Origin of the sequence: Streptomyces sp. NBC_00490, from assembly GCF_036013645.1 — a bacterium.
Classification (GTDB): domain Bacteria; phylum Actinomycetota; class Actinomycetes; order Streptomycetales; family Streptomycetaceae; genus Streptomyces; species Streptomyces canus_F.
In genome coordinates, this window is record NZ_CP107869.1 from 10,190,302 (window position 1) to 10,213,649 (window position 23,348).

Genomic DNA, 23,348 nt, shown 5'->3' on the forward strand with positions numbered 1-23,348 from the left:
CACCGGCTGCGTGCCCGTGCGGCCGTGCCGTGCGGGCACTTCCCTGCCCGTCTGCTGTCTGGCCGCACGGCCGGCGAGGCTCCTCCATTCCTGACCGGATGGATGGCCGGGTCAAGGACGTAGTGAGCGGCGGGATCCATGGGCGCTTGCCCGGCGGTCCCGCGAGCTGCGGGTCGGCGCCGAAGGACAGGACGGGAGCACTGCGGGTGGTGTGCACGGTCAGTGGTTTGCCGCTCTGCAAGGCGCCGTCGCCCTCAGCATCGATGGCGTGAGGCAGGAGCGTCGTACCGCCGCACACCACGGCGGCAACCGTCTCCGCACCAGCCTGGCCAGCACATTTCAGCCGCCCGTGCCGTCGGTAGTCGTGCCGGGGAGTGCTGCGGCCGGGATGTCGGCGGAGCCGATCGCTGCTGCGGCACGGCGCCGGCGCGCCAGGGACTCCTCGGCGGCCTGGCGCGGGTGGCGGCGGCGCCAGTACGGGTTGTCGTGGGACAGCCTGCTGGTGACTCGGCCGTACATGCCGAAGGTCAGGATCACCAGGCCCATGATGAAGCTGAACATGACGTTGGTCAGGCCGAAGTCGAGGAAGTTCGCGTCCTTGTCCAGGACGAAGATGTGCCAGAAACCGCTGAGCAGGAAGAGGGTCCCGACCGTCATGTTGAGCGTTGACGCGAAGTTGCCGCCGATGACGCCGCCTGCGATCAGCGCGAGGCCGACGATGACGGAGATGAGGCTGAGGACGCCATTGGTCGTCATGCCGGCGATGGTGTCGCCGTCGGTGCCGAACGGGCTGAGTTGGTCGGCGAAGCCGAGGATGCCGAAGACCAGCAGGACCGTGCCGCAGAACGCGGCGCCGTAGCGGTAGACGGTGGCGAGCTTGTGATCGACCGGCAGTTCGTCGCGAAGTTGCATGGCAGGTGATCCTCTCCCTGGGGGGTATGTCCTCCTTTCTTTGGATTTGGTGTCAACGGTTGCACCTGCCGCGAGGTTCGTGAACCGAGCGGCTCGCGTTCAGGCCCCTGATGGTGGAGAGGGGGATCGTGACCCCAGTTCATCAGGGCGTGGCGCCACGAGTGCGAAGGACGCCAAGGATGCGGCGACCCGAGGCGTGGCCAGTGGAGTCGCCGCCGCCCTGGTGCTGACCCGCCTGTCGGGACTCGGGTCACTTCCCCCGTTTTTTGAGAGCGGACGGCTTGTGGACGGCGGATCGTCCGGACTTGTCGCTGCGCACCTTGTACTGCGGCTCGTCGGGCGAGGCGTCCACCGTCCGTCCGGCGGCCTTGGTGCGACCGGTGATCTTCTTCTCGACCTTGCCGGTCGCTTCGTTCCCGTGACTGCGCCAGGTGACCTGGTCGCCTTTGCGCAGGCTCTTGCCCTGGCTGTCGTCCTTGGTCATGTCGTCAGCCTCCTGACCTCCGAGTGCCCCTGGGACCGGGCGTCGTACCGCGCCCGGCTCCGGCACGCTTTACACAGACGCCACCATTGGGGCGGCGGCCCCGCTGTCACTCCTCAGCCGGGGAAGCGGCCGGTGGAGCGGAGTTGCCAGCGTCGTTCCGCGTACGCGAGATCGTCGCGCCACAGTCGCCCGGCGGCGGCTCTCATCAGGGGGCGCAGCAGCGGTGTCATCCGGCGGGCCATGGCGAATCCGGGGCGATCGGACGCCGCCACCACGGCTTCCACCACCGCTGTCCTGGGCCTGCCGTGCTCGTCGGGGCCGAGTGGGGTGGCGTGTGTCTCGACCACTGATCCCGCGCCTTCGCCCTGGGTGATCCGCATGAGGACCGTGCGTGGTTCGGGAGCGGTGAACACGGCGCGTACCGGTACGACGAGTCGCCCGGCGACCTTGAAGGACACGTCGACGGTGAAACCGTCCTCGTCCGCCGGACCGGTTTTGTCCGAGGCGCCGGGCTCGCGCTTCGGGGGATCCGCGTGCCCCTGCTTCCTGGGTGTTGAGGACACGACGGTCAGGTCGACGAAGGAGTACGGGTGGAACCAGGCGCCGTGCCAGGGGTCGAGACGGTTGGCCACGACGTCCTCGGGTTCGCAGGTACCGAAGCCGACGTACACCGCCGACACCGCTCCCGCCAGTGCGGGCCGCGCGGGCACCACGGGTGCGTCCAGGGGCGGCTCGCCACCGACGTCGTCCAGGCGCACCCACACCAGGAGCCCGTCGTCGTGCACCGGCAGGGGCTCCCAGCCCGCGAACGCGGTGCCCCGCAGGCCGAGCCCGTGCCAGTGGCAGACAAGGGTGCCGCAGCGCACCGGGCTGTCGCGCAGCGGTGCGCCCAGGTGAGGGCAGATGCCCGGTCCGGCGACCAGCTGTCCCGTGGCGTCGCGCCAGATGACGACCTCCTGTCCCGCGATCGTCCGGGCCAGCGGGCGGTCGTCGTGTACGTCGCCGGTGGCCCCTGCGACGTACCAGTTGCCGGACGGCTGCGCCTGGGCGCGCTTCAGGGCGTCGGCGATGACGGCGGGGCGCGCTTCGCGCCAGGTCGGGCGCTGGCGCTCCCAGGCGACGGCGTTCCGGCGCAGCGACAAGGGATACCGCGCGCGCCGGACGGGGCGGACAGGCCCGTCGGGCTCGGCGGGGCCGACTGAATGGACAGGGCGGATGGGGCGTGCGGGCCGATCCGGCAGCTGATCCTGCTGACCTGGCTGATCCGGCTGATCCGTGCGGTCCTCGAACTGGCCGTCGACGGGGTCGGGGTTCACACGGCCTCCTTGTGCAGCGGTTTGTCGACGGAGTCGGACGGGCTGGGAGCCAGGGCAGGTGATGGTGGCGTTGCGGGCGGCTGGGTCCGGCGCGGGCCGCGCGCCGCGATCCTCGCCGCCGCCAGCCGCAGTGCCCCGTCGGCGGCGACCGCGGCGCGCCGCCGCCGGGACACCACGGACCGGCGGTGAAGGACCGCGTACCCGTCGTCGGCGACGGCGTCCAGAATGGCGCCGTACAGGACGAACGCCGTGCGGATGCAGGGGCGCGCGATGGGGTCGAGCATCGCAAGGCCGGGTGCGGCTTCGCGGTAGACGCCGCGGGTGAGGTTCTCGAAGGACCTGAATGCCTCGGTGATGCGCGGGTCGCGCTTACCGGTGGCGCGGCTCCAGGCCAGCAGGTCGCGGTGGACGTCGTGGGCGTGCAGGAGGTCGGCGGGGACGTAGATGCGGCCGCGGTCGAGGTCTTCGCCCACGTCGCGCAGGAAGTTGGTCAGCTGGAAGGCGACGCCCAGGGCGGCGGCGTAGGGGGCGGCTTCGTCGCGGGGGACCACGGTGCCCAGGACGGGGAGCATCTGGAGGCCGATGACCGCGGCGGAACCGTGCATGTACGCCCGCAGGTCCGCGTAGGTCTGGTAGTCGGTGACTTCCAGGTCGCTGCGCATGGCGGCCATGAAGTCGCTGAAGTGACGGTGGTCGATGTCGTAGCGCCGGGCGGTGTCGGCGAGGGCCACCACCACGGGTTCGAGGCCGGTGCCCTCCCGCAGTCCCTTTTCCAGTTGTCGCTGCAGGCGGGCCAGTTCGGTGGCGCGGGCGTGGGGCGGAACGTCGGCGTCCAGGGAGTCGACGATGTCGTCGGCCCAGCGGGCGAAGCCGTACAGGGCGTGCACGGCGGGGCGGCGTTCGAGGGGCAGCAGCCGGGTGGCGAGGAAGTAGGTCCGGCCGTGGCGGGCGTTGAGCCGACGGCAGTGGGTGTAGGCCTCGCGCAGCGATGGGTCGGTGATGCCCGCCGCGTCGAGTTCACGGGCGGTCATGCGGCGGTTCCCTTCGAGGTGTTGGACGGGGAGAGTGTCTTCGGGGTGATCGAGGTGGTGGGGGCGGACCGTCGGCGCTTGAGCGGGGTGGCCTGGTGGCGTCCGGTGATCCGGGCCGCGGCGAGCTTGCCGGACACCAGCACGGTGGGGACCCCGACGCCTGGGGTGGTGCCGCAGCCGGCGAGGACGGCGTTCTCGGTACCGCGCACGAGGTTGCGAGGCCGGAACGGGCCGGTCTGGGGGAAGGTGTGGGCCGCTGAGAAGGGGGTGCCCGCCGCATGGCCTTGCTGGTGCCAGTCGGCGGGGGTGACGAGGGTTTCCTCCTGTACGGCGTCTGCGATGCCCTCGAAGCCGCGCCGCTCCAGTTCTCGCAGGAGGCTGTCGCGGTAGCGCGGCGCGAGCTCGGCCCAGGCGGTGGCGTCGGGGCCGATGGCGGTGTTCGGGCAGGGGGCGAGGATGTAGTGCAGATGGCGGCCGGGCGGGGCCAGGGAGGGGTCGGTGGCGGTGGGGCGGGTGATGAGCAGGGACGGGTCGCTCATCAGCTGCCCGGTGCGGGTCAGTTCGTCGAACGTGCGCCGCCACTGGGCCCCGAAGGACAGGGTGTGGTGGGCGAGGGCGGGCCAGGTCCGGTCGGTGCCGGCGTGCAGGACGACGGCCGACGGCGCGAACCTGAGTGACAGGGGGCGGCGGGGTGTGTGTCCCAGGAGGCGGTAGGCGACCGGCAGGTCGGGGGTGAGGACGACGGCGTCGCAGGCGATGCGTTCGTGGTCGGTGATGACGGCGGTGACGCGGTCACCGCTTCGTTCCAGCCGGGTCACCTGCCGTCCGAAGCGCAGGTCGGCGCCCGCGTCGGCGGCGGCGTCCGCCATGGCCTGGGGCAGCGCGTGCATGCCGCCGCGGGGGAAGTACACGCCTGCGACGGTGTCCATGTAGGCGATCACGGCGTATGCGGCGAGGGCTCGCTCCGGTGGGACGCCGGCGTACAGCGCCTGGAACGAGAACACCCGGCGTACGCGCTCGTCGCGCAGGTGACGGCCGATCCGTGCGTCGAGTCGGCCGAACCCGCCGAGCGCGGCCAGTCGTGCCAGATCGGGCGTCAGCAGGGCGAACGGCGAGTCGAAGTTGGCATCGATGAAGTGCCGCATCTGGGCCTGGTACAGATCCTCGAGCCACCGGCGCAGCCGTCGGTAGCCGGCGGCCTCCTGGGGGCCGGCGAACCGCTCCAGCTCGGACTCCATCGCCTGCGCGTCGGTGTGTACGTCGAGGCTGGTGCCGTCGGCGAACTGCGCGCGGTAGGCCGGGTGCAGGGGGATGAGGTCCACCCGGGCGCGCAGGCTGTCGCCGACTGCGGCGAAGGCCTCGTCCGCCAGGTCGGGCATGGTCAGGACCGTGGGGCCGGTGTCGATGCGGTATCCGTGGTGGTCGAGGCGTCCGGCCCGGCCGCCGGGCAGCGGATCGCGTTCCACGAGCGTCACTCGGCGGCCCGCGCCCAGCAGGTGCAGGGTGGCGGACAGACCGGAGAGCCCGGCGCCGACCACCACGACGTGATCGGTGGGCCCCGGAACGGTTCTGGTCATCGAGCGGCCTCCTCGGGGGCTCGTCGGGTGGCGCCTTCGACGGCTGCGGTCAGCAGCAGGGAGACGGGCAGTCCGTCCTCGGCGTTCGGGTGGCCCGGTGGTGGCGGGGGAGAGGCACAGGAGCCTGCCGTGGCGAGGAGCAGGTCGCGCAGCGGCAGGTGTCCCTCCGGTTCCAGCTGGGCGGACTCCAGATGGCGCATCGCATGGCCCGCCAGACGGTCGATCTTCGCCTCGACGATGTCGCGCGCTCCCGTGGCGACGAGTACGTCGAGGACCTCGGTGAGCCGGCCCTCGGGCAGGTCGGCGCGGCCGAGGGAGCGGCGCAGTACGGCAAGGCCCCGGCGGTCGCCGGCCGCCTCGGCCCGTGCCTGCGCCACGGCCACCAGGTACGTCGGCTTGCCCGCCCGGATGTCGCCGCCGACGGGTTTGCCGGTGTGCCGGGGGTCGCCGAAGACGTCGCTGAGGTCGTCGCGGAGCTGGAAGGCGATCCCGACGCAGCGGCCCGCCGAGCACAGGGCCTGGGTGCGCGCGGCATCCGCTCCGGCCAGGGCGGCGCCCAGCGCGAGGGGACGTTCCACCGAATACAGGGCGCTCTTGAGGCAGGCGGCGCGGATGGCCCGCGTCAGGGACCGCGATGACAGGGCCTGCCCCTGGAGGTCGAGATACTGGCCGGCCACCATCTCGGTGCGCATGAGGCTCCACAGATCGCGTACGGCGCGGGCTCGCGGCCGGGGCGCCTCGACGTCCGCGACCAGGTCGTCCGCCCAGGCCAGGGCCAGGTCCCCGGCGAGGATCGCCGCGGCCTCGCCCAGGCGTGAGGCCGCGGCCCCGGGCACCGTGTCGGCGTACTGAGCGGTGACGTCCGCGTGCAGCGAGAGCCGCCCGCGGCGCAGTCGGGAGCCGTCCATCACGTCGTCGTGGACCAGGGCGCAGCTCTGGATGAGTTCCAGTGCGGCACCGACGTGCAGGGCCGCGTCGGCCTCGGCGGCTGCGCCCCCGCAGGCGCGCATCGCCCACCACGTGAACTGGGACCGGATGCGCTTGCCCCCGCCCAGGGTGAAGCGCGCCAGGCGCTCGGCGAGATCACGGCCGAAGTCCGGGTCCATGGCGGTGGCCCGCTCCGTTCGCACCGCCAGCACGGACTGCAGTACGCGGCCCACCGCGGCGGGCACATCCGCGTCGACGACGCGCGGGTCCCTGCCGTCCGGGGCCAGGCGGGCCGGGGCGGGACAGGGGCCTGACGGCCTCCCGGCCACAGGGTGATCCTTCGCCTCGCTGGGGCGCATCCCGGTTCCTCTCATGTCGCTCGCGCATCTGCCTGACCGAAGGCCTTCCTCACGAGCGGCCCGCCCGGATGCGCCTCGCGGCCGAAAGCCGTGATCTGTCACGGAAGTCGAACCCGAACCGGGACGGCACGCGACCCGAAGGCAGGGCGGTGCCGCGGCGGGCCGGGCCCGGACGGGCCCCGCGTCACCCGTCCCGCAGCTCAGCGCCCGGCCCGTCCAGGGCCTGCTTTCACGACCTGGTGCCCGCCGTCCGGAGGTTTCCCGGGCCTGCCTGCATCCGCGTCCGCCGTTTGGGCGGAAGGATGGCGACGGGCTGCTGCCCGGCTCGTCGGCCGCGGGAGCCCGGCGACGCGCGCGGGGAGGGACGAGGGGACATGTTGAAGGCTGAGGTGGCCATCGTGGGTGCGGGAGCCGCGGGACTGTCTCTCGCGCACCGCCTCGCACGACCGGCCCCCGGCTCCCGGCGCGTGAACGTCGTGGTGCTGGACGCCCCGCCGGGTCCGCTTCGGCCGCCGGAGCGGACCTGGTGTTTCTGGGAGGACGGACCCGGACCCTACGATGCCGCGGTCACCGCGACCTGGCGGCGTCTGCGCGTGCACTCTCCCGCGGGTCGTGCGCTGGAGGACGACATCGCCCCGCTGTCCTACAAGATGATCCGCTCCGCCGATTTCGAGCGCCTCGTCGAGCGTGAGGTGGCCGGCCACCGGGACATCTCCTGGCTGGAAGCGGCCGTGGAAACGGTGGACGCCCGCGTCGAGGGAGCCGAGATCCATGCCCGGGACGACCGGGGGCGCCCGCTCGTGGTGCGTGCGCGCTGGGTCTTCGACTCCCGGCCGCTGGGGAGTGTCCCGGCGGCCCGGACCACCCTGTTGCAGCACTTCCACGGCTGGTTCGTGCGTACCGAGCGGCCCGTGTTCGACCCCGGCACGGTGGAGTTCATGGACTTCCGGGTCCCGCAGCCGGCCCGTGGCCTCGCCTTCGGATACGTGTTGCCCACCAGCCCGCGCGAGGCACTGGTGGAGTACACCGGGTTCTCCCGCGCTGTGCTGTCGCGCCAGGCCTACGAGGCCGAACTGCGCAGCTACACCGAGGACGTCCTGCGCCTGGGGCCCTTCGAGGTCGTGTCCACCGAGACCGGCGTCATCCCCATGACCGACGCGCGCTTCGCCCGCCGCTCGGCGCCCTCCATCTTCCGTATCGGGGCCGCCGGAGGCGCCACCCGGCCGGCGACCGGCTACACCTTCTCCGCCGTCCAGCGCCAGGCGCGGGCGATCGCCGAGGCCCTGTACGCGGGCCGCCGTCCGGAGCCACCGCCCGCCCACTCGGCGCGCTCACTCGCCATGGACGCCGTCCTGCTCAGGGCCCTGGACAGCGGGCGGGTCGACGGAGCGGCGTTCTTCTCACGATTGTTCGCGCACGTGCCGGCGGAGCGGCTGCTGCGGTTCCTCGACGGCCGGACCCGGTGGGGCGAGGACCTCGCCCTGGGCAGCCGTACACCGGTGCTGCCGATGCTCCGCTCGGCAGCGGAACTGTTCTGGCTTCCCCGCAGGCCTTTTCCCTGACCGTGACGACGGCACGAAGGAGTTCTGTGCACCCCGATCGAGGAGATGACATGCGCGTGCTGCGCGACGAGGACCTGGCCGCAGCGTTCGACCACGCATCTCGCAGCTACGACATGCTGGTGGCCGCGAACCCCGGCTACCACGCCCATCTGCGCCGCTCCGTGCGCCGCCTTGGGCTGCCGCGCCATGGCGGCGGGCTGCGGGTGCTGGACCTGGGGTGCGGTACCGGCGCCTCGACGGCGGCGCTCACCGAGGTACTGCCCGACGCGGAGATCATCGCGGTGGACGCCTCCGCGGGCATGCTGGAACGCGCGTCCGCCAAACGCTGGCCGGCGGGCGTGAGATTCGTGCAGTCCCCCGCGGAACGGCTGGCACAGGCGGGCGTGCGGGGACCGTTCGACGCGGTCTTCGCCGCCTACCTCTTTCGCAACGTCGCCGATGCCGACGCGGTGCTGACCTCGGTGTATGACGTCCTTGCCGCCGACGGCCGGCTGGCGGTCCACGAGTACACCCTCAGCGGCCGGGCTGTTGACCGCGCGGTGTGGACCGGTGTGTGCCGGGGTCTGGTCCTGCCCGTGGCGACCGTGCTCGGCGACGGTGACCTCTACCGCCATCTGTGGCGCAGCGTCGTGGACTTCGACACGGCGCCGGACTTCGCCGCGCGGGTGCGCGCGGCCCGCTTCGCCGACGTGCGGGTGCTGCCCCTGCCGGGATGGCAGACCGGCATCACGCACACCGTCCTGGCGCGCCGTCCGGCCGTCGACACCGAGGCCGTCCGTTGACTTCCTCCCCCGCCTAAAGGTGGGGGATTCCAGCGGTCGCCCGCTGGGGTTCCTGTTTCACCGACGACTGCCCCGTCCGGGAGGACTCCCGTTGAGGTCTTACACCGTCTCCACAGGCAGATGCCGCCAGCCCGGCGGCCAGGATGTTGCGTGCCGCGTTCACGTCGCGGTCATGCACGACGCCGCAGGCGCACGTCCATTCGCGGACGTTCAGCGGCAGTTTCCCGCGGACTGTCCCGCAGTTCCAGCACAGCTTGCTGCTGGGAAAGAAGCGATCGATCACCACGAGCTCGCGCCCGTACCAGGCGCACTTGTACTCCAGCATGGAGCGCAGGTCCGTCCAGGCCGCATCACTGATGGCGCGTGCGAGCGCGCCGTTCTTCAGCAGGTTGCGCACGCTCAGGTCTTCGATCACGACCGTTTGATTCTCACGGACGAGTCGAGCCGACAGCTTGTGCAGAACGTCACGGCGCCGGTCGGCAATCCGCACATGCACACGGGCCACCTTACGGCGGGCCTTCTCCCGGTTCGCCGAACCCTTCGCCTTGCGCGACAACTCCCGCTGCGCCTTCGCCAGGCGGGCACGGTCACGCCGTTCGTGCCTGGGGTTGGTGATCTTCTCGCCGGTGGACAGGGTCACCAGGGAGGTGATCCCGGCGTCCAGGCCCACCGCGTTCGTGGTGGCGGGGGCCGGGGCGATGGTGTCCTGGCACAGCAGGGACACGAACCAGCGGCCCGCCGCGTCACGGGACACCGTCAGCGTCGTGGGCTCGGCACCTTCCGGCAGCGGACGCGACCAGCGGATGTCCAGAGGATCGGCCATCTTGGCCAAGGTCAGCTGTCCGGCGCGCCAGGTGAAGGCGCTACGCGTGTACTCGGCCGACGCGCGGGACTTCTTGCGGGACTTGTAGCGCGGGTACTTCGCACGCTGGGCGAAGAAGTTCCCGAACGCCGTCTGCAGATGGCGCAGCGCCTGCTGCAACGGAACCGAGGACACCTCGGCCAGAAAAGCGAGTTCCTCGGTCTTCTTCCACTGCGTCAGCGCGGCGGAGGACTGCACGTAGGAGATGCGGCGCTGCTCGCCGTACCAGGCCCGGGTCCGTTCCTCCAGCGCCTTGTTGTAGACGAGGCGGACACAGCCGAACGTGCGCGACAACTCAGCCGCCTGCACGCCGGTGGGGTAGAAGCGGTACTTGAACGCCCGCTTGACCTGCCCCGCCATACCTCACAGCGTATCAATTTCCGTGTGGGCAAAGGGAGTCGGCCGGCAGACGGCGCACGCCGGTCCGCCTGGGCGGCGAACCGGCTTCCCCTGCCCTGCTCCGCAGAAGCTTCGATTCCTCCCCGCCCCAAAGGTCGGGGTATCCACGAAGGACAGACCCGATGAACGCGCAGCGACGCCGGCTGGCGATCCGGCGCGGCCGGGACCGGCGTGCCCGCGTCGTGCTGCCCGCGCCCGGCACGGACCGTGTCAGCAGCGACCGCACGGTGTCGACGGCGGTCGTGGGCGGCGGCATCGCAGGGCTGTCAGCCGCAACGGCCCTGGCCGAACGGGGCGTTCGGGTCACCCTCTACGAACGCGAGCGCACCCTGGGCGGCCGGCTCGCGGGCTGGCCGACGGTGCTGGCGGACGGCAGTCGCGTGACCATGAGCCGCGGGTTCCACGCCTTCTTCCGTCAGTACTACAACCTGCGCGGCCTGCTGCGTCGCACCGATCCCGGGCTGGAGCGCCTGCGCGGACTGCCCGACTACCCGCTGCGGCACGCCGACGGGATGCAGGACAGCTTCCGGCACGTCCCGCGCACCCCGCCCTGGAGCGCCCTCGGTTTCGTCGCCCTGAGCCCCGCCTTCGGCCTGCGTGACCTGGTTCGGATGAACCCCAGGGCGGCCCTGCCTCTGCTGGATGTGCGCGTCCCCGGCGTCTACAGCCGCCTGGACGACGTGAGCGCCCAGGACTTCCTGGAGTCGATCCGCTTCCCGCCGGCCGCACACCATCTGGCGTTCGAGGTGTTCTCCCGCAGCTTCTTCGCCGATCCACGCGAACTGTCGGCGGCGGAGATGGTGCTGATGTTCCACATCTATTTCCTCGGCTCGTCCGAAGGCCTCCTGTTCGACGTGCCCAGCGAACCCTTCCCCAGCGCCTTGTGGGACCCCCTGGCCGGATATCTCGCCGGGCACGGTGTCGATCTGCGCACCGCCACCGGCGTGGATTCGGTGCAGTCCTACCCGGACGGCGGCTTCGTCGTCGCCGCGGGACCGGACGAACGCCACCACGACACGGTGGTCCTGGCCCTGGACGCGGCAGGACTGCGCGCGCTTGTGGAACGCTCCCCGTCGCTGGCCGACGCGGCGTGGCGCGAGCGGATGGCCGGGCTGCGCACCGCGCCGCCCTTCTTGGTGTCCCGGCTGTGGCTGGACCGCCCGGTGGCCGCGGACCGGCCCGGCTTCCTCGGCACCAGCGGCTACGGCACCCTCGACAACGTCAGCGTCCTGGACCGCTGGGAGGGCGAGGCGGCGCACTGGGCCTCGCGCACCGGGGGCTCCGTGGTGGAACTGCACGCCTACGCTCTGCCCGACGGCGCCGCCCGGGACGTGGAACAAAAGCATCTGGTGGAGCAGCTGCACCGGGTGTATCCGGAGACCCGCAGGGCCACGGTGGTCGACGTACGGCACGAGTGGCGGGCCGACTGTCCGCTGTTCCCGGTCGGTGGCTACGACGACCGGCCGACCGTACGCACCAGTGATCCCGGCCTGGTCGTCGCCGGTGATCTGGTCCGCACAAAACTGCCGGTGGCACTCATGGAACGCGCGGCCACCAGCGGTTTCCTGGCGGCGAACGCACTACTGGAACGGTGGGGGGTAAGGGGCCAGACCCTGTGGACGGTCCCGGACGGCGGCCGCAGCGCGCTGCTGCGACGCCTTGCCCGGCTTGCCTGACCTCGTGCGAGGGGTGGCGTGTCACCGCCTTGAAGAGCGGCGTCGGCAGCCTGTGCTTCACGCGCCCTGGGATCTGCTGCTCTCCAGTGCGTCGAGCATGACCAGGGCCTCGTGCAGGCTGTGCGGGCGCAGCTGCCCGGGTCGCGGTGCGCGGCCCCAGCCGGGGCCGGTGAGCACGACTTTGCTGCGGGTGCGGGCGCCGCGGACGCCCCAGTGGGTGGAGGCGATGTGCTGGGCCAGCTCGATGGCTGTCGTCGCCGCGGACTGGGACCACAGGACGACCGCACTGGGTCCGACGCGTTGCACCGTGGCCAGCAGTGCCTGCGCCGGGACCGCGCCGCCCAGCATGAGGGTGGCGACGCCCCGCTCGGCGAGCGCGGCGTTCAGCGCCTCCAGCGGCAGCGTGTGCTGCTCTCCGGGCACGCACGCGAGGATCACGGGAGCCGAGGACGTGGACGTCCTGGTGGTCGCGGCACTCACGTAGACGTGCCGGATCGTCGCTGAGATGTGCCACGACAGGAGGTGCTCGACCTCGACATGGCGTTCGCCGGACGACTGCCATTTACGTCCGACGGCCTGCAGGGCCGGAGCCAAAATCTCCTCCCACGCCACGACCAGCCCGTGGGTGCGCACGGACGTCATGAGCTGCTGCTGTACCGCTGCAGCGTCCAGCCGCACGGCGGCGCGCGCGAGACCCCTGCACTCCTGGCGCACGGTTCCGAGCGGCAGGCCGCTGCCTGAGCGTGAGGCGTACGGGGAGCCGGACTCGTCGTCCGCCGCACGGGGGAGTGCGGCGGACGACTGGCGTGCGGGGTGCCCGGGGATGAGGTTCTTGGCGGCCCGAGCGGCTTCCTCCGGCGGAATGCCGACGGCGGTCAGCCGGCACATCTCGAGGACCATGGCGACGTCGTCGGGTGTCCACCTGCGGTGGCGTCCCTCGGGCCGGGCTGCCGGGCCGAGACCGTACCTGCGGTCCCAGGAGCGCAGCGTCGTGGGCGACACGCCCAGACGTCTGGCGAGTGAACCGGTCGTCACCCCGGCCCCAGCGGGAGTCCCTGCCTCCGGTTTGCTCACGTCCATGAGGAAGTTCCGACGCCCGGGGCGGAGCGGGCGTGCGTGCGCATCGCCGGCGGCATGGGTGGTCGTTTGGTGCTGTTCACAGTGAGCGGCCGTTTCCCGTCGGCCGGGTGAGCCCTGCGAACCCGGTCCGGGTCCTACGGTGGCCCCGGAGCACGGAGACTTTTCGCCACTTGGCACGCTGAATTCCGATCACGATGGCCTCCTGTTCGGTCCTGCACTCGCTTTTCCCCGGCATGATCTGTTCCTCCTTCGGATGCTTGACGGATGCACCAACGGCCTGTGACCTGCATCCGACCGGTGACCCGCCGCCGAAGCAGACGAGAAAGCGATCGTCGTCGTTGCAGGAGGTGCGGGATGGACATGTGCGGCGCACGGATCCTGGTCCCCGGTGCCACCGGACGGCTCGGCGCTGCTCTCGTCACCCGCCTGCACGCGCTCGGAGCACGCCCCGCCCTCGCAGGTCGCAGCCCCGAGACGCTCGCCCGCGTCTCGGCGCTCTGTGGAGGCGCCCCCGCCCGGACGTTCGACGCGTGGGACCTCGACCGCTGCGCGCTGACCGTGCACTGGGCGGAGACCGAGCTGGGCGGCCTGGACGGCGTCGTCGTATGCCTGGGTGTCGCCGCGTTCGGCCCGGCCCCCGAGATCAGCGACGCGGTAGCCGAACACCTCACCGCGGTCAACGCACTGGCCCCGATGGCATTCCTGCGCGCCGCCGCGCCCCGGATCGGCGAGGGAGGCGTCCTGGCCGCTGTCACCGGGATCGTCGCCGAGGCGGCTCCGGCCGGGATGGCGGACTACGCCGCAGCCAAAGCGGCGCTGGCCACCTGGCTCACGGCGGTGCGGCGGGAACAGCGGCGCACAGGTGTGAGCGTGCTGGAGATCAACCTCCCGCACCTGGACACGGGTTTCGCCCAGCGAGCCGTGCACGGCCAGGCGCCGCACCTGCCGCAGGGACTGCCCGTCGAGGACGCCGTGGACGCCGTCGTGGCGGCCCTGTCCGACGGCGCCCGCCTGGTGCGCCCGGGGACCGTCGCCCCGGTCGAAGTGGTCCGGTAGGACCAACCGGCTGCTGCTGGTACTCCGGCGACGTGCTGTTGCCCGCGCTGTCCGATGTCGGTGTACGCCGTCTGCGGCGCGCCGCACGGCCGTGGTCGGCGCCGCCCTGCTGGTGCGTGTGCCCGACCCGCACGTGTCAAATTCGATGCAAAGACGATGCGAGTTGTTCATCTTGCATCGAATGCGCACCGTAGAGGAACAGTCGTCGCTCTCGGCGACCACGAGGCCCGGCGGAGGAGGAGCCATGACGACCGCACAGCGAACCAGCGCGGACATCGACGACAGCGCGTTGGCCGACGCATTCCTCAGCGGGGACGAGGCCTGCCTCGCGACCATGTACGAACGGTGGGGTTGCCTCGTGTACAACCTCGCCCGGCGTTCGCTGGGGGACGCCAGGGAAGCCGAGGACGTCACCCAGCTGGTCTTCCTCGCCGCGTGGCGAGGGCGGGCGGGGTACAGCCCGGACCGCGGGACCCTGCCCGGGTGGCTCACGGGCATCACCAGGCGCAAGGTCGCCGACGCGCTGGCGGCCCGCACCCGCCGCACCGAACTCGTCGCCGCCGCGGGCGCCCAGCTGTTGCTGAAGGCCACCGACCGGGCCGTGCGGCCGGAGACCGCCGTCGACCGCGTCCTGCTCGCTGACGAGATGTCGCAGCTTCCGGCACCGCAACGCCAGGTGCTCAACCTGGCCTTCTACGACGACCTCACCCAGACCCAGATCGCCGAACTCACCGGCTGGCCGCTGGGCACGGTCAAGAGCCACACCCGCCGCGGCCTGCGCCGCCTCGCCTGCCGTCTCCGCGAAGAGCACCTCATCACATGCGCCGCATGACACCGATGCACAATCGATGCGCATGACTCAGTGATCACTTTCGTCCATGACCCCCCGCAGCCGGTCCCCGGTCGCCAATTGGGCGCCCACCTCGAACCGCGGGCGTTTCGGCGCACGGACGGCAACAGTCCGGGCGGATGTCTTCGCCGTGACGGCCCCGCTGACCGTCAGGCTCGTGACGGCCCGGCTCCCGGCAGCCAGCGCGTACCAGTTGCCTCAGGGGGAGTGCCACACCGTGCCGGCCACGATGTGCTGGCCGAAGCGGCTGCACAGCGCGGTCGACCGTACCCGCGACACAGGACGGGCCTTCGCCCCGTCCGCGGCCACCCGTAGCGTCACCCTCACGTAACCGGGGCCACGCCAGGACGACTCACGCATGCACGTCCACACGGCCCGGCTGCCGCCCTCGGGAAGATCCTGTTCGGCGAAGTCCCATGCGTTGACCGAGCGGGTGTCCGTGTCACGCAGGTCGGAGAGGGCGCACGCTTGATGGGACCAGGCCACCAGGGCGGCCGGCCCCGTGGCCTCCCTCGGCTGGCGAGGCGGCGGCGTTCCGTGGCCCGGCAGCGGCGTGAAGGGCAGATGCACGGGGGACAGGTCACCCAGTCCGGCGAGCAGAAAGGCGTGGCGCTCGGCGATCCGCGCCGAAGAACGCAGTTGCGTACCGGGCGGCTGTCGCAGCCGGCCCGGCTTTTGGGGGTGAGCGGGACCGGCTCGGTCACGCCGCCCTCGGTCGTGTCCAGCGCCGTTGCGAGGACATCGGGAGTGTGGGCCACGACAGCGACGGTTTCGGGGAGTACAAGGCGGAGCACGTGTCTTTCACGGCGTGCAGATGCCAGGTCACGACCGGACCGATCCTGATCATGTTCAGGCGCGTTCTGGGAGGCCCCTACGAGCGTCGGCACGGTGTCAGTGGGAGCGGGGTGTGCTGATCAGTATGGTGGGCATGCGAGTCGAGGTGAGGAGAGGAAGCGGTGAGAGCGACGCGCACTTTGGCGGCACTCGATGAGATCGGCGCTGGCGACCACGTCTGCCAGTTGCTCAATCCTTCGGACGATGTCATGGACCGCAGCCGGGCCTTCATCGCTGACGGGGCGCTCTTCGGCGACAAGGTGGTGATCGTCGGCCGGGTTCCGCAGGCGCCCGGTGACCTCGCCTCGCGAGTGCTCGACCCGGCCCGGCTGCGGGATTCCCTCCTTGCCGCGGTGCGGCGCGAGGCCGCCAGCGCCGAACGTGAGGGCTACCGCTCACTGCGCGTGTTCCACCATGTGACATCCGACGGCTCCGCACAGGAGGCGGAACAGCTGCTGCGCAGCGAGCTGGATCTGGAGGAGTTCGCCGCTGGCAGCGGCGCTGTGGTGGTCTGCGCCTACAGCGGTGCCGACTGGGCCGCTTCGACACTGGACAAGGTCAGATGCGTGCACCCCCACCACCTGGGGAGCCGTCCGGCGTCGCCCGCGTTCCAGGTGTACCGGACCGCGAAGGACGGCTGGACGCTGAACGGGGTCGTCGACGCCGATGGCGCCACGGCCTTCGGCGCCATCCTGCGCACGCTGCTGCAGCAGACGGTTACGGTGCGTTTGCTCTGCCACGCCCTGGACTTCTTCGATGCCGCCGGGATGAGCGCCCTTTCTGATGCGGCCAGATGTCTCCCGGACCGTAAGGTGGTGCTGGAGGGGACGAATGAGACCGTACGTCTGGCCTGGGAGCTCTCCGGCTTCGCGGACCCTTCGATTCCGGTGGTGATGGCGCCGTGACCTCCTCTGATTCCCGTGTTCCGTCCACACCGTCGGGTAGCGGATACCGGCACGAGCTGTACCCCTACCGCGGAGCGCAGGAGTTCCTCGAGGGCACCGTGGGCTTCATCCGAGAAGCGCTCGACGGTGGCGAGGCTGTGGTCGTGGCCGTGCCGGAGGAGAAAGTGACGCTGTTGCGTGACGAGATCCCCGATGACTGCACGGTGCGTTATGTCGACACCACCAAGGTGGCGCACTATCCGGGCCGACTCATCGGGGCCTGGAAGGAATGGATCGAAGAGCACGCCGCGCAGGGGCGTCCCGTGCGCGGGATCGGCGAGTCGCCCTGGGAGCAGGCCCGCAGCCGGGCCGAACTGGAAGAGCTGCGCTATCACGAGTGGCTGCTCAACAAGGCGTTCGCAGACGGCCCGGCTTGGTGGCTGCTGTGTCCGTATGACACCGGTGGCCAGAGGGCGGCGCTCCAGCAGATGTCCCGCTGCCACCCGCACGTGCGCGCTGGGGGACGCAGCGAGCCGAGCCCCGACTATGACCCCCAGGCGCCGTTCGACTTCGCCCCGCTGAGCCACCCCTGTGACCCTTACGACGAGTTCGTCTACTCCAGTGGGGATCTGCCCGCGCTGAGGGAGAAGATCGCTACCTGCGCCGAACTGCTCGGACTGGAAAGCAGACGGCTGCGTGAGCTGCACATGGCCGCCACCGAAGTGGCCGCCAACAGCATCCGGCACGGCGGAGGCATCGGCGTGCTGCGCACCTGGAGTGAGGACCACCGTCTGGTGTGCGAGTTCCGCGATCTCGGCTACATCGCAGATCCCCTCGCGGGGCGTTTGCGGCCCACCCCCACCCAGATCGGCGGGCGTGGCCTGTGGCTTGCGCATCAGCTGTGCGACCTGGTCGAGATCCGCTCCACCCCGGATGAGGGAACCGTGATCCGCCTGCACATCGAGCTGCCCAGCTGACCGCAGCATCGGCAGAGGCCGCGTTCGACGGCGGGCCCTCGGCCGTCGCGCATCCGGGGCAGGTCATCACGGGTTGCTGGAAGCCGAAGCTGATCACCCAGCCGCTGCCTTCGGCAGCCTTGCACGCCGTCCGGGAGACCTCATCCGCGGAAAGGTCGTCACCTACGCTGGACTATTCCGCATGGCGCGCGGTGCGGGGGCGGCTGACGGGATGTCGGGATGGCGGACCGGCGATGGTTCATCAGCCATGCGGGGCGGACCGGGCGTGGGCGAAGGGGGTCGGCTGGCAGCTCTTGGACGCCGGGTATGAGATCGAGCTGGACTACTGGGACACCGGGGTGCGGGCGACAACTTCGTGCTGAAGATGAACGCCGCCCTGGAACGCGGCCAGTTGCTGGCGCTGTTCTCCCCGGCGTATTTCGAGCCGGAGCGGTTCACCACCCCGGAGTGGACCGCGATGATCGCTATGAAGGAGAAGATCACCCCGGTCCGGATCGCCCAGACCACCGTGCCGGCGATCCTGAGCGCCCTTCTGGCTCCGGACGTGTTCGGGCTGGACGACCACGCCGCGCGTGAGGCGTTGTTGCGGGCAGTGGAGGGTCCGTCCCGACCTACCCGGGCGCCGTCGCGGCCGCCGGGGATGCTGGCCTGGGCGAGCGGCAGCGTGCCGCGTCTGCCGGGGCGTGACCGCCCGGCGGCCGGCCTCCTTCTGGATCAACTCCAGCTGGTGAGCGGCGCCGTCGACCAGCACCACCCAGCATCGCTGGTGCTGCGGGTCACGGGCTTGTGCCTCGTCGACCGGGCGGACTGGCGATCCGACGGCTTGGGCAGCTTCGGCGGCCCTGGTCCGATGTCCTCAGCGCGGCATGAGCTTGGAAAACGTGGGTTTTCTCGGGCCGATTGCCGCCTTGGACTGCGGCGCTGTATGTCCTTGCCTTCATGGAACCGGGTGCCCGACCCGCAAACGGATGGCCAGGCACCGCCCGTCCCGTTGCGCGTGCGCGGTTCGTGTCGATGGCGGCGCGCCGGGTACTCGGGGCTCGCCGTCGACCAGGAAAGGGGGCAGCGATGGCGCGGCAGGCGGACGACGACGCTCTGGAACAGCGCGCAGGCATTGCCGGGCTGCGTCTTGCCACGGGCAGTCCCGAACTCATCCCGCAGAACGACGTGGCAGCCGACGATCTTCCCGTGGACCGCAGTCAGGCAATCCTGCAGGCAGCCAAGCAGGTCGGCTCGATCCTCAAGCGCAAGGGCCACGCGTTCGCCCTCGCCGGCAGCGTCGCCGCATACGCGCACGGAAGCACCCAGAACCTCCAGCACGACGTCGACTTCTGCTTCCGGCCCGAGGACGCGGACGCCGTCGCCGCAACCCTGCGCGAGGCCGGACTACCGGTCTACACGCCGCCCGAGGACTGGCTGCTGAAGTCCAGCTGCCTGGGACAGCAGGTCGACCTGATCTTCGAGCTGGCGCACCAGCCGGTCACCACCGACATACTGCAGCGGGCACGGGAGTTGTCGGTCGACTCGGTGTTCATGCCGGTGCTGTCACCGACCGACCTGGTGCACAGCCTGATGGCTGCCTTCTCCGAGCACCACTGCGATTTCGGGGCGGTCCTCCCGATCGCTCGTACGTTGCGGGAGAAGGTCGACTGGGATGCGGTACGCCGCTCCTGCGGCGACGACCCGATGCCCGACGCGTTCCTCTACTTCCTGGAGCGGCTGCAGGTCATCGAGCCGAGGCCGAAGGAGGAACGGCCATGAGTGAGCCCGGGACAGGGCGGCCCCACGGGGTGGGCCATGGCACTGCCACGGAGAACGTCGAGTACCGCATCGCCCACCTGCGCGACCGGCTTGCCGCGGGAGAACTCGGTGAACTGGGCGTACGGGCCGAGGTGCGGGCCGGAGCGGTCGTAGTGACGGGCACGGTGCCCTCGAGCGAGTGCCGCGAGACGCTGCTGCGGACCGTCCGCGAGGAGCTGACCGGAATATCCGTCCACATGGACGTCGTGGTGGCGGAGACCAGCTCCCCCGACCATGCGGAGGACCTGCCTTGACTTCCTCCCCCGCCTAAAGGCTGGGGATTCCAGCGGTCGCCCGCTGGGGTTCCTGCTTCACCGACGACCGCCCCGTCCGGGAGGACTCCCGTTGAGGTCTTACACCGTCTCCACAGGCAGACGCCGCCAGCCCGGCGGCCAGGATGTTGCGCGCCGCGTTCACGTCGCGGTCATGCACCGCACCACAGACACACGTCCATTCGCGGACGTTCAGCGGCATCTTCGCCGCGACCGTCCCGCAGGCCCCGCACAGCTTGCTGCTGGGAAAGAAGCGGTCGATCACGACCAGCTCGCGCCCGTACCAGGCGCACTTGTACTCCAGCATGGAACGCAGGTCCGTCCAGGCCGCATCACTGATGGCGCGTGCGAGCGTGCCGTTCTTCAGCAGGTTGCGCACACTCAGGTCCTCGATCACGACCGTTTGATTCTCGCGGACGAGTCGAGCCGACAGCTTGTGCAGGACGTCACGGCGCCGGTCGGCGATCCGCGCATGCACCCGGGCGACCTTACGGCGGGCCTTCTCCCGGTTCGCCGAGCCCTTCGCCTTGCGCGACAACTCCCGCTGCGCCTTCGCCAGGCGGGCACGATCCCGCTGCTCATGCCTCGGGTTGGCGACCTTTTCCCCGGTGGACAGGGTCACCAGGGAGGTGATCCCGGCGTCCAGGCCCACCGCATTCGTGGTGGCCGGGGCCGGGGCGATGCGGTCCTCGCACAGCAGGGACACGAACCAGCGGCCCGCCGCGTCACGGGACACCGTCACCGTGCTCGGCTCCGTCCCCTCGGGCAGCGGACGCGACCAACGGATGTCCAAAGGGCCGACCATCTTCGCCAAGGTCAGCTGTCCGTCGCGCCAGGTGAAGGCACTACGCGTGTACTCGGCCGACGCGCGGGACTTCTTACGGGACTTGTAGCGCGGGTACTTCGCACGCTTGGCGAAGAAATTCCCGAACGCCGTCTGCAAATGGCGCAGCGCCTGCTGCAACGGAACCGAGGACACCTCCGCCAGAAAAGCGAGTTCCTCGGTCTTCTTCCACTGCGTCAACGCGGCCGAGGACTGCACATAGGAGATGCGGCGCTGCTCGCCGTACCAGGCCCGCGTGCGCTCCTCCAGCGCCTTGTTATAGACGAGGCGGACACAACCGAACGTACGCGACAACTCAGCCGCCTGCACGCCGGTGGGGTAAAAGCGGTACTTGAACGCCCGCTTGACCTGCTCCGCCATACCTCACAGCGTATCAATTCCCGTGTGGGCAAAGGGAGTCGGCCGGCAGACGGCGCACGCCGGTCCACCTGGGCGGCGAACCGGCTTCCCCTGCCCTGCTCCGCAGGAGCTTCGATTCCTCCCCGGCCTGAAGGCCGGGGTATCCACGAAGGACAGACCCGATGATCCGTGTCGCCGCGGTGGGAGACATTCATATGGGGCCCGACAGCCAGGGTTTGTTGCGCCCCGCCTTCGACACCCTGCGCGACTGCGCCGACCTGCTGCTCCTGGCGGGCGATCTGACACGTCACGGCACGCCGGAGGAGGCCCGGGTGGTGGCGCAGGAAGTACGGGGGCTTGCGGTGCCGGTTGTGGCGGTGCTCGGCAACCACGATCATCACGACGAGCAGCCCGAGAGGGTCACCGCCATCCTCCAGGAGGCGGGCGTGACGGTGCTGGAGGGCGAGGGCGCGGTCGTCGAATGCGACGGCACGCGCGTCGGCATCGCCGGTACCAAGGGCTTCGGCGGCGGGTTCGTCGGACGCAGTGCTGGTGAGTTCGGCGAGCCGCTGATGAAGGAGTTCGTGCGCTACACCCGGCGCAGCGCGGACGCACTGCACACCGCACTGGAGGAACTGGCGGACAAGGGATGCGAGCTGCGGGTCGCCCTCACCCACTTCTCTCCTGTCGCCGACACCCTCGCCGGTGAGCCGCTGGAGATCTACCCGTTCCTGGGCAGCTATCTGTTGGCCGAGGCGATCGACACGGCTGGTGCCGACCTTGCGGTCCACGGCCATGCTCACGCCGGTACCGAGCACGGGGTGACGGCCGGTGGCGTACGCGTGCGCAATGTGGCCCAGCCGGTTATCCGGCGGGCCTTCAACGTGTATCAGCTGCACGCCGACTGAGCCGGCGTTGCCGTCTGGGGCCTCACCCCGACCTCACAGCGGGGCCGCCCGGAGGTCCTGCCACGCCTGTTCCCGCACCTCCGGACGCAGGAGTACGTCCACTGCCGTGCAGGCCAGCGCCTGCGCCGCTGCCAGCATCGCCTCCCGGCCGCGGTCGGACGCCGCCGCGGCTGCGAACTCGGGGGTGTGGTCGGAACCGTCCGGATCCATGATCGCCACGAAGGGGTGGATGGCGGGGACGCGTCCGCTGACGTTGCCGATGTCCGAGGAGCCCAGGTACACGCCCGGTTCGGGGGACGTGATGCTGTGGCCCGTACGGATGAGGTGACGGGCGAACCGTTCGGACAGCACCGTGCTGTCGCGGAAGTGCTCGTAGCGCGATGTGGCGCGTTCGACGGTGACCGTGGTGCCCGTCGCCCGGGCGACGCCCTGTGCGCAGGTGAGCAGCTCCATCGCCAGGCCGTCCAGGGCGGCGGTCGTCGCGGCGCGCAGCCCGAACAGGCCTTCTGCGTAGTCGGGGATGATGTTGGTCGCCCGGCCGCCGTGGGTGACGATGCCCTGCACGTGGGAGCCCGCGGGCAGCCGCCGCCCGACCACGGCGAGGGTGTTGAACAGCTGGATCAGGGCCGCCAGCGCGTCGATGCCCTCGGTGGGGTCGCCGGTGGGGTGCGCGGCGCGGCCGTGGAAGGCCACCCGGTACTGGGCCTGCGCGGTCAGCGGCGCCCAACGCCAGCTGTACACACCGGGATGAAACATCAGCGCGGCGTCGACGCCGTCGAACAGCCCGGCGTCGACCTCGGTGACCTTTCCGCCACCGCCCTCCTCGGCGGGCGTGCCCACGGCCCATATGCTTCCGGCGTCCGCGGGCAGGACGGCCCGAGCCGCCAGCGCGGCACCGAGACCGGCGGCAGCGATCAGGTTGTGGCCGCAGGCGTGCCCGAGGCCGGGCAGGGCGTCGTACTCCAGCAGGAGGGCCACGGTGGGCCTGGGCCGCGCGCCCCAGCGTGCGACGAATGCGGTGGGCAGCCCGGCGACGCCCCGTTCCACGGTGAACCCCTCCCAGGAGAGTTCGCCGCTCAGCAGAGCCGCCGCCCGGTGCTCCTCGAAGGCGTACTCGGGCTCGTCGTGCAGGGTCAGTGCGACGTCCCACAGCCGCTCCGCCCTGGCGGTCACTTCCCTGCGAACTCGGGCGAACACCTCGTCCAGAGCGTCGGTCACGTCGGCCTCCCAGGGGCGTCGTACGCCGGTGTCCCTGTGCGAGTTCCTTCGCGCCCCCGGCCCACACCCGGACCGGACGAAGCGCCTGCCCCACCGTCCGGACCGGGTGCCTGCCCACGTCCGTGCGTACGGGCTTCGGCCATGCCAAGGACGGGCTCCAGGGGACACTCGGGGGCCGTGGCGAGTCCGCCCCGCAGCCGCCGCTTCTCGCTGGAGGCGGAGAGCCTGGAACACTGAGGGCACGTCATCGACGAGCTGGGGACCGATCTACGAAACCCGAAACGTGCGGCGGCCGATAGTTTCGCACGCGTCCCCGTCGAGCCCCGCGCCTTGGCTACGGGCCGGATGTTTTCGCGTCGCATCCTGATCGATTCCCTTGTAGCCCAGTCGCAATCAGCT

21 protein-coding genes and 1 pseudogene are annotated in these 23,348 nt (G+C 71.0%); 10 read left to right on the top strand and 12 right to left on the bottom strand.

Annotation, left to right across the window (positions count from 1 at the left end):
* Positions 1 to 339 precede the first annotated feature (339 nt).
* The 7 genes and pseudogenes from OG381_RS46620 to OG381_RS46650 form a co-directional block, all read right to left on the bottom strand.
* Positions 340 to 912 carry a DUF4383 domain-containing protein gene (locus tag OG381_RS46620; RefSeq protein WP_327722053.1) on the bottom strand — a complete coding sequence of 191 codons (573 nt, stop codon included), beginning with the start codon at positions 910 to 912 and terminating at the stop codon, positions 340 to 342.
* A gap of 122 nt (positions 913 to 1,034) precedes the next feature.
* Positions 1,035 to 1,159: pseudogene (locus OG381_RS49805) on the bottom strand (DUF3140 domain-containing protein); the annotation flags it as partial.
* 3 nt (positions 1,160 to 1,162) lie between these two features.
* A complete protein-coding gene (locus OG381_RS46630) occupies positions 1,163 to 1,396 on the bottom strand; it encodes a DUF2945 domain-containing protein (RefSeq protein WP_327722054.1) in 234 nt (77 codons plus the stop codon).
* A 113-nt stretch (positions 1,397 to 1,509) separates the two neighbouring features.
* Entirely contained in the window at positions 1,510 to 2,613 is a 1,104-nt protein-coding gene (locus OG381_RS46635) for a DUF5914 domain-containing protein (protein ID WP_443062073.1), read from the bottom strand.
* Positions 2,614 to 2,708: 95 nt separating this feature from the next.
* The gene (locus tag OG381_RS46640; RefSeq protein ID WP_327722055.1) at positions 2,709 to 3,743 is read right to left on the bottom strand and encodes a phytoene/squalene synthase family protein; all 1,035 of its coding nucleotides are present in this window, start codon (positions 3,741 to 3,743) and stop codon (positions 2,709 to 2,711) included.
* A complete protein-coding gene (gene crtI / locus OG381_RS46645; RefSeq protein ID WP_327722056.1) occupies positions 3,740 to 5,320 on the bottom strand; it encodes a phytoene desaturase family protein in 1,581 nt (526 codons plus the stop codon). The genes OG381_RS46640 and crtI overlap by 4 nt, the downstream gene beginning before the upstream one ends.
* On the bottom strand, positions 5,317 to 6,606 hold the full coding sequence (locus OG381_RS46650) for a polyprenyl synthetase family protein (RefSeq protein WP_327722057.1): 1,290 nt from the start codon (positions 6,604 to 6,606) through the stop codon (positions 5,317 to 5,319). Before OG381_RS46650 ends, crtI begins: the two co-directional genes overlap by 4 nt.
* A gap of 374 nt (positions 6,607 to 6,980) precedes the next feature.
* Between OG381_RS46650 and OG381_RS46655 the strand changes: the two genes are divergently transcribed.
* Together OG381_RS46655 and OG381_RS46660 are read left to right on the top strand one after the other, a co-directional pair.
* On the top strand, positions 6,981 to 8,168 hold the full coding sequence (locus tag OG381_RS46655; protein WP_327722058.1) for a lycopene cyclase family protein: 1,188 nt from the start codon (positions 6,981 to 6,983) through the stop codon (positions 8,166 to 8,168).
* 50 nt (positions 8,169 to 8,218) lie between these two features.
* The gene (locus OG381_RS46660) at positions 8,219 to 8,950 is read left to right on the top strand and encodes a class I SAM-dependent methyltransferase (protein ID WP_327722059.1); all 732 of its coding nucleotides are present in this window, start codon (positions 8,219 to 8,221) and stop codon (positions 8,948 to 8,950) included.
* 13 nt (positions 8,951 to 8,963) lie between these two features.
* On the opposite strand, the gene OG381_RS46665 is transcribed toward OG381_RS46660, so the two are convergent.
* Positions 8,964 to 10,172, bottom strand: a complete 1,209-nt coding sequence (locus tag OG381_RS46665; protein WP_327722060.1) for an RNA-guided endonuclease InsQ/TnpB family protein — start codon at positions 10,170 to 10,172, stop codon at positions 8,964 to 8,966.
* A gap of 161 nt (positions 10,173 to 10,333) precedes the next feature.
* On the opposite strand from OG381_RS46665, the gene OG381_RS46670 reads away from it, so the two are divergent.
* A complete protein-coding gene (locus OG381_RS46670; RefSeq protein WP_327722061.1) occupies positions 10,334 to 11,887 on the top strand; it encodes an NAD(P)/FAD-dependent oxidoreductase in 1,554 nt (517 codons plus the stop codon).
* A gap of 57 nt (positions 11,888 to 11,944) precedes the next feature.
* On the opposite strand, the gene OG381_RS46675 is transcribed toward OG381_RS46670, so the two are convergent.
* Positions 11,945 to 12,967: a MerR family transcriptional regulator gene (locus OG381_RS46675; RefSeq protein ID WP_327722062.1), complete on the bottom strand. Its 1,023-nt coding sequence runs from the start codon at positions 12,965 to 12,967 to the stop codon at positions 11,945 to 11,947.
* Between the two features lie 360 nt (positions 12,968 to 13,327).
* On the opposite strand from OG381_RS46675, the gene OG381_RS46680 reads away from it, so the two are divergent.
* Both OG381_RS46680 and OG381_RS46685 read left to right on the top strand, forming a co-directional pair.
* Positions 13,328 to 14,023 carry an SDR family NAD(P)-dependent oxidoreductase gene (locus tag OG381_RS46680; protein WP_327722063.1) on the top strand — a complete coding sequence of 232 codons (696 nt, stop codon included), beginning with the start codon at positions 13,328 to 13,330 and terminating at the stop codon, positions 14,021 to 14,023.
* 244 nt (positions 14,024 to 14,267) lie between these two features.
* Positions 14,268 to 14,855 (top strand): sigma-70 family RNA polymerase sigma factor, encoded by a 588-nt coding sequence (locus OG381_RS46685; RefSeq protein WP_327722064.1) that lies wholly within the window; start codon positions 14,268 to 14,270, stop codon positions 14,853 to 14,855.
* A gap of 216 nt (positions 14,856 to 15,071) precedes the next feature.
* Here OG381_RS46685 and OG381_RS46690 read toward each other — a convergent pair whose 3' ends face one another.
* On the bottom strand, positions 15,072 to 15,443 hold the full coding sequence (locus tag OG381_RS46690; RefSeq protein WP_327722065.1) for a hypothetical protein: 372 nt from the start codon (positions 15,441 to 15,443) through the stop codon (positions 15,072 to 15,074).
* Between the two features lie 386 nt (positions 15,444 to 15,829).
* On the opposite strand from OG381_RS46690, the gene OG381_RS46695 reads away from it, so the two are divergent.
* The 4 genes from OG381_RS46695 to OG381_RS46710 all read left to right on the top strand — a co-directional run bounded on the left by OG381_RS46695 (position 15,830) and on the right by OG381_RS46710 (position 19,622).
* On the top strand, positions 15,830 to 16,612 hold the full coding sequence (locus tag OG381_RS46695; RefSeq protein ID WP_327722066.1) for an MEDS domain-containing protein: 783 nt from the start codon (positions 15,830 to 15,832) through the stop codon (positions 16,610 to 16,612).
* Positions 16,609 to 17,568 (top strand): sensor histidine kinase, encoded by a 960-nt coding sequence (locus OG381_RS46700; RefSeq protein ID WP_327722067.1) that lies wholly within the window; start codon positions 16,609 to 16,611, stop codon positions 17,566 to 17,568. The genes OG381_RS46695 and OG381_RS46700 overlap by 4 nt, the downstream gene beginning before the upstream one ends.
* Positions 17,569 to 18,636: 1,068 nt before the next feature.
* A complete protein-coding gene (locus OG381_RS46705; RefSeq protein WP_327722068.1) occupies positions 18,637 to 19,329 on the top strand; it encodes a hypothetical protein in 693 nt (230 codons plus the stop codon).
* Complete coding sequence (locus OG381_RS46710) at positions 19,326 to 19,622, top strand: BON domain-containing protein (RefSeq protein ID WP_327722069.1); 297 nt, start codon at positions 19,326 to 19,328, stop codon at positions 19,620 to 19,622. Before OG381_RS46705 ends, OG381_RS46710 begins: the two co-directional genes overlap by 4 nt.
* 13 nt (positions 19,623 to 19,635) lie before the next feature.
* Here the strand turns inward: OG381_RS46710 and OG381_RS46715 are convergent, their stop codons facing one another.
* A complete protein-coding gene (locus tag OG381_RS46715) occupies positions 19,636 to 20,844 on the bottom strand; it encodes an RNA-guided endonuclease InsQ/TnpB family protein (RefSeq protein ID WP_327722070.1) in 1,209 nt (402 codons plus the stop codon).
* A gap of 161 nt (positions 20,845 to 21,005) precedes the next feature.
* Between OG381_RS46715 and OG381_RS46720 the strand changes: the two genes are divergently transcribed.
* Positions 21,006 to 21,731: a metallophosphoesterase family protein gene (locus tag OG381_RS46720; RefSeq protein WP_327722071.1), complete on the top strand. Its 726-nt coding sequence runs from the start codon at positions 21,006 to 21,008 to the stop codon at positions 21,729 to 21,731.
* 33 nt (positions 21,732 to 21,764) lie between these two features.
* Here OG381_RS46720 and OG381_RS46725 read toward each other — a convergent pair whose 3' ends face one another.
* Positions 21,765 to 22,949, bottom strand: a complete 1,185-nt coding sequence (locus OG381_RS46725) for an amidohydrolase (protein WP_327722072.1) — start codon at positions 22,947 to 22,949, stop codon at positions 21,765 to 21,767.
* Positions 22,950 to 23,348: the final 399 nt, after the last annotated feature.